Origin of the sequence: Moraxella macacae 0408225, from assembly GCF_000320365.1 — a bacterium.
GTDB lineage: Bacteria > Pseudomonadota > Gammaproteobacteria > Pseudomonadales > Moraxellaceae > Faucicola > Faucicola macacae.
On the sequence record NZ_ANIN01000001.1, the window covers coordinates 790,734 to 804,063 of the forward strand.

At 40.9% G+C, this 13,330-nt stretch carries 9 protein-coding genes; all 9 read left to right on the top strand.

Translation table 11 applies throughout. From position 1 onward, the window contains the following. Positions 1-128 precede the first annotated feature (128 nt). The 9 genes from MOMA_RS03610 to gltB all read left to right on the top strand — a co-directional run bounded on the left by MOMA_RS03610 (position 129) and on the right by gltB (position 13,211). Positions 129-1,184, top strand: coding sequence for a pilus assembly protein PilM (locus tag MOMA_RS03610; RefSeq protein ID WP_009767258.1), 1,056 nt, complete (start codon positions 129-131; stop codon positions 1,182-1,184). Further along, complete coding sequence (locus tag MOMA_RS03615; RefSeq protein WP_009767259.1) at positions 1,184-1,996, top strand: PilN domain-containing protein; 813 nt, start codon at positions 1,184-1,186, stop codon at positions 1,994-1,996. The genes MOMA_RS03610 and MOMA_RS03615 overlap by 1 nt, the downstream gene beginning before the upstream one ends. Positions 1,997-1,999: 3 nt before the next feature. Then, the gene (gene pilO, locus MOMA_RS03620) at positions 2,000-2,725 is read left to right on the top strand and encodes a type IV pilus inner membrane component PilO (RefSeq protein WP_009767260.1); all 726 of its coding nucleotides are present in this window, start codon (positions 2,000-2,002) and stop codon (positions 2,723-2,725) included. Beyond that, the gene (locus tag MOMA_RS03625; RefSeq protein WP_009767261.1) at positions 2,712-3,269 is read left to right on the top strand and encodes a pilus assembly protein PilP; all 558 of its coding nucleotides are present in this window, start codon (positions 2,712-2,714) and stop codon (positions 3,267-3,269) included. The genes pilO and MOMA_RS03625 overlap by 14 nt, the downstream gene beginning before the upstream one ends. A 24-nt stretch (positions 3,270-3,293) precedes the next feature. Next, entirely contained in the window at positions 3,294-5,489 is a 2,196-nt protein-coding gene (gene pilQ, locus MOMA_RS03630) for a type IV pilus secretin family protein (protein WP_009767262.1), read from the top strand. Between the two features lie 124 nt (positions 5,490-5,613). Then, positions 5,614-6,204: a shikimate kinase gene (locus tag MOMA_RS03635; protein WP_009767263.1), complete on the top strand. Its 591-nt coding sequence runs from the start codon at positions 5,614-5,616 to the stop codon at positions 6,202-6,204. Positions 6,205-6,239: 35 nt separating this feature from the next. Beyond that, positions 6,240-7,316, top strand: coding sequence for a 3-dehydroquinate synthase (aroB, locus tag MOMA_RS03640; RefSeq protein ID WP_009767264.1), 1,077 nt, complete (start codon positions 6,240-6,242; stop codon positions 7,314-7,316). Between the two features lie 87 nt (positions 7,317-7,403). Then, a complete protein-coding gene (locus tag MOMA_RS03645) occupies positions 7,404-8,432 on the top strand; it encodes a hypothetical protein (protein WP_040624803.1) in 1,029 nt (342 codons plus the stop codon). Positions 8,433-8,741: 309 nt separating this feature from the next. After that, positions 8,742-13,211 (top strand): glutamate synthase large subunit, encoded by a 4,470-nt coding sequence (gene gltB, locus MOMA_RS03650; RefSeq protein WP_009767266.1) that lies wholly within the window; start codon positions 8,742-8,744, stop codon positions 13,209-13,211. Positions 13,212-13,330 lie beyond the last annotated feature (119 nt).

A 13,330-nucleotide genomic window follows, 5' to 3' on the forward strand; every position in this document is an offset into this window, starting at 1 on the left:
TTATTATTTTTTTAACACAATTGTATGATAAATTGTTAAAAAAAGGTTGAATAATGCAACTTAATGAAGTATCTTATACCTTGTAGAAATTTTCTGTTACCGACATTAGAATATTAAGGAACATTCTTGTGAGGTTATTTACAAAAAGTAACAAACAAATTATCGGCGTTGACATCACAACAACGGCGGTAAAAATGGTGGAAATTACACGCCAACAAGGCTTATTCCACCTAAAAAACTATGGTATTGAGTCATTGGCTCGTGGTATGGTTGCAGATAAAGAGATCAAAGATATCGAAACGGTAAGTGAGGTGATTAATAAACTTAGCCGTTCTTTAGGTTTGTCTAGCAAAAATGTTGCGACTGCGGTATCTAGTGCTTCGGTGATTAGTAAAATCATTGACATGGATACAGCGATGGCTGATACAGACCGCGAGGCACGTATCCGTCTTGATGCCGATCAATACATTCCTTATCCGTTAGAAGAAGTGAACCTAGACTTTGAAGTGCTAGGGCCTTCAATCACCTCCGAGGGGCAGTCGCGTGTTCTATTGGTTGCTTCGCGTTCTGAAAACGTTGACCAACGTGTGGAAGTCATGAGTTTGGCAGGGCTTGAAGCCAAAGTGGTAGATGTTGAGTCGTATGCAATTGAGCGTGCGTTTCAGTTGATTGTGGATAGCTTACCCGGTCAGCCACAAAATGTTGCTTTAATTGACATTGGTCATCAACAAACCACGCTTTATATTGCAAAAGATGGCGAATTTGTGTACAGTCGTGAACAATTGTTCGGAGGTGGCCAGTTGACGGAAAGCATTCAAAACCGTTATGGCTTAACCTATGAAGAAGCAATGACCAACAAACGCAACATGACCTTACCTGATGATTATCAATCAGATGTGTTGATGCCCTTTTTGGATTCAATTGTACAACAAATCACCCGTTCGTTGCAGTTTTATTTCTCATCAAGCCAAAGTCATCAAGTTGACCACATTTTGCTTTCGGGTGGTACAGCAAGTTTATCAGGACTTGCGGCTATGGTACAGCAAAAATTAGGCAGCAGCACAAGCATTGCCAATCCATTTGCCAATATGACCATTGACAGCAAAGTAAATACCGAATCATTGTTGGTAGATTCACCAAGTTTGATGGCAGCCTGTGGTTTAGCGTTAAGGAGTTTTGACTAATGGCAAGAATTAACTTACTGCCTTGGCGTCAAGAAGTTCGTGAGCGTAAAAATAAAGAATTTATGACACTGGTTGTTGCAGTGTTGCTATTGTCTTTATTGGCTGCTTTTGCAGCATGGAGTTATTTTAATAACCAGCTCACTGATCAACAGGCGGCCAATGAAAAAATTAAACAAGAAAATACCAATCTCGATAAAGCATTGGTCGAGATTGAAACCTTAGAACAACAGCGTGATGATATTGTTGCTCGTATGAAAGTCATTCAAGATTTACAAGGCCGTCGCCCTGTGCCTGTGCGAGTTTGGGACGATATTGCCCGTGTGATTCAGCCACAGATGTATTTGACCAACATGAAACGCGAGGGTGATTTGATTACTTTTGCAGGACAAGCGGCGGATAATACAGTGGTTGCCAACTTTATTCGTGCTTTAGACAGTTCTGAATGGTTGCAAGATTCAGCGGTTGTGAGTATTCAACAACCAAACGCTGTTGCTTATCAACAAGCACCAAGACTGCCACAAACCGCCAATGGTAAATCACGTCCTACCTACCCGGAGGACAGTTATATTACCTTTGTGGTTACAACTAGAATCAGTCAATCAAATCCGGCAAGTAACGCCAGTGCAACGGCAAGCACGCCTGATGCCACAGCGTTAAGCGACACGATTGTAGCAGAGCCTGTATCTAACAATGCATCAGTTGCGATCGCTTCAACAAGTCAGCCGGCAAGTGTGGCAGCGACAACAGAGCTTGCAAGCAGCACAACCGTTAACAACTCAACTGCATCATCTGCTAGTACGGCAAAGGAGTAAACAATGGTTAAATTAACAAAACCAACAAAAAAGCCGTTATTTGCAAAAAAAGCCAAAGTTGCCAAAGAAAAAGCACCAAAAAAACAATTTGATTTTAAAGAATTTGCCGATAGTTTTAAGTCATTGGATCAAAACAACTACGGCAGTTGGCCTTTACCTGTTAAAATTACGACTTTATTATTTATTATTGGTTTGGTAGCGGTGTTAACTTGGGCATTGCCAATTAGCAAGAAACGCGAGGAAATTTCTTCTGCTGAAGCAGAACAACAAACGTTGCTTGAACAATACCGTGAAAAAGAATCGAAAGCACGTCATTTGCAAGCCTATAAAGATCAAATCACTCAAATGGAAAATGATTTTAAAGAATTGTTAAATCAATTGCCAAAAGAAACTCGCATTTCTGATTTGGTTGACGGTATTAGCGTGGTTGGTTTGGGTAGTAATATCAAATTCCAAGACATTAAAGTTGAGCCTGAGGTTTCGCAAGAGTTCTTTATTGAACAGCCCATTCGTATTGCAGCTTTAGGTAACTATCATGAATTTGGTGCGTTTGTCAGTGGTTTGGCACAATTGCCACGTATTATCACTCTGCATGATTTTGAAGTAACCAACAGTAAACCAAGTTTGGACGAAACACCACAGACCAATTTGGTGTTAAATACCAAAACGTATCGTTCTAAAGAAATTGTAGAAGAAAAAACCGAGGAGACAACAGATGAGAAAAAATAATTATTCTATTCTATGTTGTCTTTTGGCTGGTTTTGTGTTGGCAGGTTGTGCGGATAATCGCATTAGTATGGCAGAGCAAGAAATGCAGACAATTCGTGAATCATCTGCCCAGCCGATCGAACCACCACCTCAGCCACAAGTGGTACAAGCCTTTGATTATAATGCCAATCAATTGCGCAGTCCTTTTATGCCACCCAGTTTGACTTTAAAAGCAGCCGAAGAATCTCAAATTCAAGCGGTTCACCCTGATGAAACGCGTATCAGAGAACCGCTTGAAAGTTTTGATTTGGATCAATTGACATATATTGGTAATGTTGTTTCTGATTCTGGTGAGATATCAGCATTGATTAAAACCCCAGAAGGAAGAGTTGCAAGCGTTAAGGTTGGTAATTATTTGGGTAAAAACCATGGGCAAATTCAACAAATTGTTATTAATCCACCTCCACCTGATAAATATCCATACCTTGAAATTATTGAAATTTTACCGGATAGCCGCGTGGGTTATTCAAACCAAACTGTTAAAAAGCAACTCACAGCCAGTTAAGACTAAGTATTTAAGGATAATTTTATGAATTTTACAACCTATCCAAGCCGTACCACGCTATCAAAACTTGCTGTTGCAATTACTACGGCGACCATTACTAGCGTGGCAATGGCGCACAGCAGTATCCATCAAGTAAGTGTTGATCAAGCATCAGAGCAATTAACGGAACTTAATGTTGATTTTGTATCAGATGCGGTACAGCCAACGGCTTATCAGTTGAATAACCCAAACCGTCTTGTGCTTGATTTTCCAAGTGTGGACAATCAAGTTGCCAATCGTGTACAAAACTTTAACCAAGGGCATGTAAAAAATGTAACAACGGTTAGTAACGGCAATACAACGCGTATGGTGATTGATTTAACCGATGAAGCAACTTTTAGCACGCGTGTAGACAACGATCGTCTTGTGGTTAGCATACAATCGGTGCAAGGTAAAATGGTAGAAGCTCCGACCGTTCAGCCTGTAACAGCAACCACCCAACCTGTTCAGCCACCTGTCAAAACCATGATGGTAAAAGTTAACCCATTGCTGGATCCTACTGTTGCCACCAGTCGTCAATATAATTATAACGGTTTAAATGGGATTAATATTGATGGTTCGTCAAATGGCGGTGCAAATATTAACATAAATTTGGTAAATGATGGCATTCCTGTAGATGTACAACGCATGGGTGATGAACTGATTGTGCGTTTAACAGGAGCGACAATACCAAACCATTTGTTAAAACAAATGAGTGGTACAGGATTGGTGGGTAATATCACCACGAATAACCAAGGGCGTAATGGTGTTATTCGTATTGCTATGACAGATGATTATGAATATAAAGCCTACCAAATGGGCAATCAGCTTACGATCAATGTTGAATCGCCAAAAAAATTGCGTGAGCCAACTTTAGAAGAGCGCACTTATACCGGAGCACCGATATCGCTTGAATTCCAAGATGTGCCTGTGCGTCAGATTTTAGATGTTTTGGGGCAACATACCAATACCAATATTATTGCAAGTGATACTGTAACAGGCAATATTACCTTGCGTTTGATTGAAGTGCCTTGGGATCAAGCCTTGGATATTATTCTAAAAAGCAAAAACTTGGATAAACGAGTTAATGGTAACGTAACTTGGGTTGCACCCACTACGGAACTTGTTGCACAAGAAGCAGCAGAATTAGAAGCCATTCAAAAAAGTGATGGACTTGTACCATTGCGCACAGAGTACATTCGCCTAAATTATGCCAAAGCAGCCGATTTGCGTGCTATGATTGAGGCGGGTCGTTCAACTGCTAACAGCAGAGTTGATTCAGGTTCATTGTTGTCAGGTCGCGGTACGGTAACCATTGATTCGCGTACCAATACACTCATTATCAAGGATACTTCTGCAAGCATTACCAACATTCGTGATTTGATTAGTAAAGTTGACATTCCTGTTAAGCAGGTGATGATCGAAGCGCGCATTGTCAATGCAACCGACAGCTTTAGTAAAGAAATGGGTGTTAAATGGGGTATCTTATCACAAGGTGTTGCCAATAACCGTAAATTATTGGTTGGTGCAACGGATCAAACATTGTGGGATTTGAAAAAACCGTCAATTGATAGCAAAACAGGCGCTCCAACTTATAGCATTACACGAGGCGATAATTTAAATGTCAACTTGGGTGCAAACAATCCAGCAGGTAGAATTGCTTTTGGATTGTTAAGTATTTCTGATTTGCTTTTAGATTTAGAGTTGTCAGCAATGCAATCAGACGGTCGTGGTGAAATTATCTCAAGTCCTAAAGTATTAACAACCGACAAACAAAAAGCCAAAGTTATGTCAGGACAACAAATTGCCTATCAAGAAGCCGCTGCCAGTGGTGCAACTTCTACAAGTTGGATAGAAGCAGCGCTAAGTTTGGAAGTTACTCCAAATATTACCCCAGAGGGACGCATTGGTATGGAACTTTTGGTGGAAAATGGCAGTCCAATTCAAGCACCAGATGGATCTATTGCAATTGCTAAAGACTCGGTTCAAACCAATGTTGTGGTTGATGATGGCCAAACCGTTGTGCTTGGCGGTGTCTTTAAAAATACGATTAGAAACAGTGTTGAAAAAGTACCGTTTTTAGGTGATTTGCCCTATGTTAATCGTTTGTTTAGACGTACTGTCAAAGGCAATGAAAAACAAGAATTGTTGATCTTTGTTACACCAAAACTTGTGAATGACGGTGTCAGCCGAATCAACTAAGAAAAATTGCTAAGAAAAATTGAACGGCTTTTGACAAATATTGTTAAATGTTGTTAAAAGATAGCGATTTACCACAAATCATCGTATAATATTACCCAATGTTATCGTGATTTGTGGTTTTTTTATGGGATATACTCGGCAGCCGCCGTTAATTGTATTAATTGGACCTATGGGGGCGGGCAAGACCACCATTGGCAAACTGCTAGCCAGTCAGTTGGGCTATCGTTTTTTTGACAGCGATCATGAAATTGAGCGTGTTAGTGGTGCAAGTGTGAGTTGGATTTTTGACAAAGAGGGTGAAATGGGTTTTCGTCAGCGCGAGTCGCGAACCTTAGATGAATTGACTCAATGTCAACAAGTGGTTTTGGCAACAGGGGGCGGAGCGGTGATGACGCCGTTAAATCAAGCCTATCTAAAGCGTGGCATAGTTATTTATTTAAAAGCGCAAGTTGATATCCAATACGAGCGTACTTACAAAGATAAAAATCGCCCATTGCTACAGACGCAAAATCCAAAACAAAAGTTGGCTGATTTATTTGCCATTCGTGATCCGATTTATCAGTCATTGGCTGATATTGTTGTTACCACAGGTTATTTATCGCCCAAAAAAATGATTAAAGAGATTTTGTGGCAATTGCAAGGTTTTAGTCAAACTTATCTTTTGGACAAAGACACGCCGATTGTTTCGGTTACGGTTACTAAAATTCAGCGTTAATTTGAGTGTTGGTTGTTGGTTGTGAGTATATTGTTATGGAACAATTGTTGGTAAAAACGCGTTCGCACGATTATCCGATTTTGATTGGTGAAAATTTATTGGCAAATTTTGATTTTTCTCCTTTTATCAAAGGCAAGCAAATCTTAATTGTTACCAATGAAACCATTGCACCACTTTATTTACAAACATTGATCGATGGTTTGGCAAAAGAAAAAACCACAGAAAAAATCATAGTAACTTGCATTTTGCCAGATGGCGAACAATTTAAAAACCAAGACAGCATTAACCAAATTTATGATGTTTTAATGCAAAACCACTTTAATCGTGATTGCACCTTGATTGCCTTGGGCGGTGGGGTGATAGGGGATATGGTGGGTTTTGCGGCGGCAAGTTTTATGCGTGGCGTGGCTTTTATCCAAATTCCAACGACGCTGCTGTCGCAAGTGGACTCCAGTGTGGGCGGAAAAACAGGTATCAATCATAAACTTGGGAAAAATATGATAGGGGCGTTTTGGCAACCAAAATTGGTGCTTGTTGATATGACAACCCTAACAACTTTGCCACAACGTGAATTGTCTGCAGGTTTGGCAGAAGTGATTAAGTATGCCTTAATTGGTGATTTAACGTTTTTAGCTTGGCTTGAAAATCATATGGAAGCCTTGGTGGCATTGGATTTAAGTTTATTGGCAAAAGCTGTGTTTGTTGCTTGTGAGCATAAAGCCAATATCGTGGCTGAAGATGAGTTTGAAAGTGGCAAGCGTGCTTTGTTAAATTTTGGACATACTTTTGGACATGTGATTGAGACTTATGAAGGTTATGGCAACTGGTTGCATGGTGAAGCGGTGGCAGTTGGTATGATTCAGGCTATGCAGTTGTCGCAAAAAATGGGCTATTTAACCCCTGATGATGTTTGGCGGGTTCAGGTGTTGTTAACAAGGGCAAAATTACCCATAGCCGGGCCGAAAATCGCACTTGATATTGCATTGGATTTGATGCGTCATGACAAAAAAGCCAAATCAGGACAGATTCGCCTAATTTTATTAAAAAAACCAGGCGAGGCTTTTATCACAGCAGATTATGATGCACAATATTTGTGCGATGTTTTGTCGTAATTGGTGTTGTTGTTTGTTTAAGTGATGTTTGTTTAAGTGGCGTTAATCAGTATCGGTGTTAATAAGTACCAATCAAATGGGTTTTTTATGCTAAAATCTTTATCAAGTGGCTATCGTTCATTGGCATTGCAAGTTGCAGTGTGGCTGTTATTTGCAGGGATTGCAGGTGGATTAACCTTTATGGTATGGGTGGCATCAGCGGTAAAACCGGCTAAAAAAATCAAGCAAAATGATGAAGTGGCAGCAGTGATTGATCCGAATATTTTGTTGGTAAATCACAACCCTGACGAAATGCACAAGTTGGTTCGTCCGATTAGTTTTGATGCGATTGTGCGTGATAAGCGTAATTATCCCAAAGAATTTAAAGACAGCAGTTTTTTAAAAGCCAATGTAGGCAAATGGACCTTGCAAGTTATGAATGTGGTGCAACATGAAGTCATTACCGATTATCTCAATGGGCGTTCTGATCGTGAAAAATTCAGCTATTTTCGCATTGTGGATACCAATAATGAAAAACGGTTTGTACTGACGTATGGTGTTTTTACCTCGCCACAAGAAGCAATTGGTACAAGCAAAATCATAAATTTTGGTCTGCCTAATAATGTACAAGCATTTCTTGAGGAGATTAATCGGTATACTTCACAAATGGACGAATACGAAATTATGCCACCATTAGAAGAGATTGGCAAACAAGCCCCAAAATCCGTGAATTTAAAAGAAGTTCAACAAGAACTCCCCGCACCGACGACTGACGTACAACCCACGCAACCGAAAAAAAGCATTGAAAAATCCACCAATACCGATGATACCTTGGTAATTGAAGAACAGCGCAAGGTGATTAATCCTAATGAACCGGATTTACCCATACCGATTATTTCTAAGCAGCATTTGGCAAATCGCAATGACAATATTGACAATCATGACGAACCGATGCCAAAGCAAAATTTGACCAAAAACACAAACGAACAACCAGTAAAAGAACCAAAATCCAAACAAACCCAACCAAAACTCAAAGAAGAAACCAAACCCAAAGAAGAAAAAATCAGCCCCAAACCCAACCAAAAACCAAAAGAAAAAACCACAACCGATGCCAATCCTGCCGAAAAAGCAGAATAAACTGGATAAACTTGAGGCAAGCGTGTGGCTAATAGCGATAATTTGATAAAAATTGTCGCTATTTTTATGCGTGAAAGATTGAAAATGGTTAAAAAATTGTAAATCGTTAAAAACAGGGAAGGTTTTGTAACTTTTGGCGAGGGTGATGCAAAAAATTCGGAATTAATTTGTTGCAAATAACAGTAGCTTTTTTGTTGTCAATTCGTTAAGATAGTTGCTTGTCAAAAATAATGACAGTCAGCTTACGCCAACCATTCAATTGTTTTGCCTATTTTTGTCTTATGCCTTATGCTTTAGGGGAATATCGTTATGACTTCATGTTATGCCAATCATACCAATCTTTACCAACCTGATGAATTTAAAGACAACTGCGGTTTTGGATTAATTGCTCATATTCATGGTGAACCAAGCCATGATTTGGTAGAAACGGCTATTCACAGTTTAAGCTGTATGACTCATCGTGGGGGTGTGGCATCAGATGGTAAAACAGGGGACGGTTGTGGTTTATTATTGGCAATGCCAAAAGAGTTTTTTCAAAAAGTTGCATCGGATAATGGGTTTGCATTAGCACCGATTTTTGCAGTGGGGACGGTTTTTTTAAACTTAGATAAAGATTTGGCACAAAAGTCGCAAGATGTTGTTAATCAAATGATTGAAAATCAGGGCTTAAGTGTGGCAGGTTGGCGTGATGTGCCTGTGGATTTACGCATTGTTGGTGAAATTGCCCGCGAAAGTTTGCCTGGATTTAAACAAATTTTGGTGAATTGTCCGCCTGATATGAACGAAGAAACCTTTAATCGCAAATTATTTGTTGCACGTAAAAAAGCCGAATTACAGTTAAGCGACGATCCGTTGTTTTATGTAACGGGATTGTCATCACAAACTGTGGTGTATAAAGGGCTTGTGATGCCATCGGATTTGCCTGGGTTTTTTTTGGATTTGCAAGATGAACGTTTGGCATCGCACATTGTGGTTTTTCATCAGCGTTTTTCTACCAATACATTGCCACGTTGGGCATTGGCACAGCCGTTTCGTTATCTTGCTCATAATGGTGAATTAAATACCATTGATGGCAACCGAGATTGGGCAGTAGCACGCACGCCAAAATTTGTCAGCGATCTTATCCCAGAACTTCAAGAACTACACCCATTGGTTAACCGCACAGGATCGGATTCATCAAGCCTTGACAATATGCTTGAGGTTATGGTAAACGGCGGTATGGAGCTGTTTTGTGCGTTGTCTATTTTAGTACCGCCTGCTTGGCAAAATGTAGACACGATGGATATGGATTTGCGCGCGTTTTATGAATTTTATTCCCAGCATATGGAAGCGTGGGACGGTCCGGCAGGCTTGGTTATCCAAGATGGGCGTTATGCAGTGTGTATGCTTGATCGTAATGGATTGCGCCCATCGCGTTGGGTAACCACCAAAAACGGTTACATTACCGTGGCCTCTGAAGTTGGCACGTGGGATTATGAACCTGAAGATGTGGTAGCAAAAGGACGTGTAGGGCCCGGACAAATGCTTGTGATTGATACCGAAACAGGCAACATCATGGACAGTCAAGCAGTAGGCAGAAAGCTAAAAAAATCACACCCTTATCGCTTATGGTTGCGTGATAATGCAGTGCGTTTGCGTAATGATGAAAAATTAGAAGAGCAAATGTTACAAGAAACGATAAAAGGCAATGATTTATTGGCATTACAAAAAATGTTTCATGTTACCTGCGAAGAGCGTACCGAAATTTTACGCCCATCGGCAGAAAACGGTCAAGAGGCGGTCGGCTCTATGGGTGATGATACCCCAATGGCTGTGCTTTCTCGTCAAATTCGTCATATTGCTGATTTTTTTCGGCAACAGTTTGCCCAAGTTACCAACCCACCCATTGATCCGTTGCGTGAAGCGATTGTGATGTCGCTTGAAACTTGCCTTGGTGTGGAAAAAAATATTTTTGATCCAACGTCTGAACATGCCAATCGTATCGTATTGTCATCACCGGTATTGTCTGCAAGCAAAATGGTGCAAATCCAACGGATTGATAAGCATGGTTTTGCACTACAAGTCATTGATTTAAACTATGATAATGAAAAATTTACCCTTGAAAAAGCCCTAAAAAATATCTGTAAACAAGCTGAAAAAGCGGTTAAATCAGGCAAGGTGATTTTGGTGTTATCGGATAAGGCGATTGAAAACGGCAAAATTCCTGCCAATGCAATTATGGCAACAGGAGCGGTACATCATCATTTGATTAATGTTGGGTTGCGTTGTGATGCCAATATTGTTGTGGAAACCGGTTTAATGCGCGACTCGCACCATTTGGCAGTGTTGCTTGGTGTTGGAGCAACCGCCGTTTATCCGTATTTGGCGTATGGTGTCATTGCTGATTTGGTGGAAAAAGGTGAATTGTTGGGCGATCCATTGTACGCGCAAGAAAATTTTCGTAAAAGTATGGACAAAGGTTTGTTAAAAATTTTGTCAAAAATGGGCATTTCTACCATTTCATCGTATCGCGGGGCACAGCTTTTTGAAGCGGTGGGGCTGTCTTGTGAAATTATTGACTTGTGTTTTAGCGGTTTAGAAAGTCGCATTCAAGGGGCAACTTTTGCTGATTTAGAAGCCGATCAGCGTTTATTGGCAAAAAATGCGTTTAATCGCAGGATAGCACTTGATCAAGGTGGGTTGTTAAAATTTGTGTTTAACAAAGAATACCATGCTTTTAACCCTGATGTGATTCAAGCCTTGCACAAAGCGGTACGCACGGGTGATTATGCCAATTATCAAGCCTATGCCAATATTGTCAATACACGCCCTGTGGCAACCTTGCGAGATTTGTTGCAATTAAAAACCGACAAATCAATTGCAATTGATGAAGTGGAGGGCATTGAAAATATTTTAAAGCGTTTTGACTCAGCGGGAATGTCGCTTGGTGCGTTGTCGCCAGAAGCTCATGAAGCAATTGCAATTGCGATGAACAGCATTGGTGGGCGTTCCAATTCAGGCGAGGGCGGTGAAGATCCCGTGCGTTATAACAGCATTCGCAATTCTAAAATCAAACAAATAGCCTCGGGAAGATTTGGGGTTACGCCTGCGTATTTATGTTCAGCAGAAGTTATGCAAATCAAAGTTGCGCAAGGAGCAAAACCCGGCGAGGGCGGACAATTGCCCGGCGGTAAGGTAAACAGTTTAATTGCACGTTTGCGTTATTCTGTACCTGGGGTAACGCTCATTTCACCGCCGCCACACCATGATATTTATTCTATTGAAGATTTGGCCCAGCTGATTTTTGATTTAAAACAAGTAAACCCTGATGCACTGGTATCGGTGAAACTGGTATCACGTCCGGGTGTTGGCACGATTGCGACAGGAGTTGCCAAAGCCTATGCAGATTTGATTACCATTTCAGGCTATGATGGTGGTACGGCTGCCTCGCCTTTGTCATCTATTCATTATGCAGGATCGCCTTGGGAGCTTGGGTTGGCAGAAGCCCATCAATCACTGCGTGTCAATGGTCTGCGTGATAAAGTGCGTATCCAAACCGACGGCGGTTTAAAAACTGGCCTTGATGTGGTAAAGGCTTGTATTTTGGGGGCGGAAAGTTTTGGTTTTGGCACAACGCCTATGATTGCAGTTGGTTGTAAATATTTGCGTATTTGTCATTTGAACAATTGTCCAACAGGGGTTGCCACGCAAAAATCAGATTTGCGTGATGAGCATTTTATTGGCGAGGCACAAATGCTGATTAACTTTTTTAAATTTGTTGCCACAGAAACGCGTGAATGGCTTGCTAAATTGGGCGTGCGTTCTATGGAGGAGCTGGTTGGACGTACTGATTTGTTGCGTATTTTGGAGGGCGAGACCAATAAACAGCAACATTTGGATTTAAGGGCATTGCTCTTTAGTCATACCAAAGCTGATGGCAAAGCCCAAACTTGTCAAGTGGCAAAAAATGAACCGTTTGACAAAGGCTTGTTGGCAGAAGAAATGGTAACGGACATGATGCCTGTCATTCGTGCAGGATTGGGCGGTGATTTTAGTTATCGGATTGGCAATTGTGATCGTTCGATTGGTGCAAGAATTTCAGGTGAAATTGCCAAACTTTACGGCAACCTTGGTATGAGTGGATCACCGATTAACCTACATTTAATCGGTACAGCCGGACAAAGCTTGGGCGTGTGGAATGCAGGCGGTTTAAACATTGAACTGGAGGGCGATGCCAATGATTATGTTGGTAAAGGCATGGCAGGCGGTGAAATTGTGATTTACCCACCAAAGGGTTCGATTTTTGCCAGTCAACAAACCGCAATTATTGGCAATACTTGTCTGTATGGTGCAACAGGAGGCCGCTTGTTTGCATCGGGTACGGCAGGCGAGCGATTTGCAGTGCGCAATTCAGGTTGTCATGCTGTGATAGAGGGTGTAGGCGATCATTGCTGTGAATATATGACAGGCGGTATTGTAACGGTATTGGGTAAAACAGGGCTAAATTTTGGGGCGGGTATGACAGGCGGTTTTGCGTATGTGCTTGATTTGGAAGGGGATTTTTTTGACCGTTGTAATCATGAATTGATTGACATTCATCGTATTTCCAATGAACAGACCGAAAGCCATCGCATTCACTTAATGCGCATTATCAATGAACACGTTGCCAAAACAGGCAGTCAGTGGGGGCAGACGATTTTGGGTGATTTTGAACATTATGTGCGTAAGTTTTATTTGGTAAAACCAAAAGCGGCTAATATTGCATCGTTATTAAAATCAACCATGGCAGATCCGCAATGATGATAACTATTAACCAAATCTTAAAACCAAATGTTTAATTAATAAACAAAAGTAAGATGGGCTTGCTTGTTTGGCATAGTCTGTCAATAAACGATAAATTCTCGGCAGGTAATATTTTT

Excerpts from the sequence above, each read along its gene's own strand:
- aroB (WP_009767264.1), top strand. The coding sequence starts at position 6,240 with ATGGAACAATTGTTGGTAAAAACGCGTTCGCACGATTATCCGATTTTG.
- MOMA_RS03645 (WP_040624803.1), top strand. The coding sequence starts at position 7,404 with ATGCTAAAATCTTTATCAAGTGGCTATCGTTCATTGGCATTGCAAGTT.
- MOMA_RS03615 (WP_009767259.1), top strand. The coding sequence starts at position 1,184 with ATGGCAAGAATTAACTTACTGCCTTGGCGTCAAGAAGTTCGTGAGCGT.
- MOMA_RS03635 (WP_009767263.1), top strand. The coding sequence starts at position 5,614 with ATGGGATATACTCGGCAGCCGCCGTTAATTGTATTAATTGGACCTATG.
- gltB (WP_009767266.1), top strand. The coding sequence starts at position 8,742 with ATGACTTCATGTTATGCCAATCATACCAATCTTTACCAACCTGATGAA.
- pilO (WP_009767260.1), top strand. The coding sequence starts at position 2,000 with ATGGTTAAATTAACAAAACCAACAAAAAAGCCGTTATTTGCAAAAAAA.
- pilQ (WP_009767262.1), top strand. The coding sequence starts at position 3,294 with ATGAATTTTACAACCTATCCAAGCCGTACCACGCTATCAAAACTTGCT.
- MOMA_RS03625 (WP_009767261.1), top strand. The coding sequence starts at position 2,712 with ATGAGAAAAAATAATTATTCTATTCTATGTTGTCTTTTGGCTGGTTTT.